The 404-nt window shown below is 70.8% G+C and carries 1 pseudogene; it reads left to right on the top strand.

Annotated elements, in window-relative coordinates:
• Positions 1-404, top strand: a pseudogene (locus MKK65_RS00005) (DNA translocase FtsK); the annotation flags it as partial.

Genomic DNA, 404 nt, shown 5'->3' on the forward strand with positions numbered 1-404 from the left:
TTTCGGCGTGCGCGGCGACATCCTGGCGGTGCGTCCCGGCCCGGTCGTGACCCTCTACGGGCTGGAGCCGGCACCCGGCACATAGTCCAGCCACGTCATCGGCCGCTCGGCCACACACGCCCGGTCGATGTAGGCGGTCGCGGCGCGCGTCGCCGTCGTCCCCGGCCGCAGCGTCCTCGGCATCCACTTGCCGAACGAGACCCGCGAGCCGGTCGGTCTCCGGCAGCTGCTCTCGGTGCCGGACTTCTACGGGAGCAAGCACGAGCTCGCCTTGTGCCTGGGCAAGAACATCGGCGGCGAGCCGATCATCGCCGACCTCGCCCGGATGCCCCACCTGCTGGTCGCCGGCACCACCGGCTCGGGCAAGTCGGTGGCGATCAACACCATGATCCTGTCGCTGCTCT

Origin of the sequence: Methylobacterium sp. J-001 (genome assembly GCF_022829565.1) — a bacterium.
Lineage (GTDB): Bacteria > Pseudomonadota > Alphaproteobacteria > Rhizobiales > Beijerinckiaceae > Methylobacterium.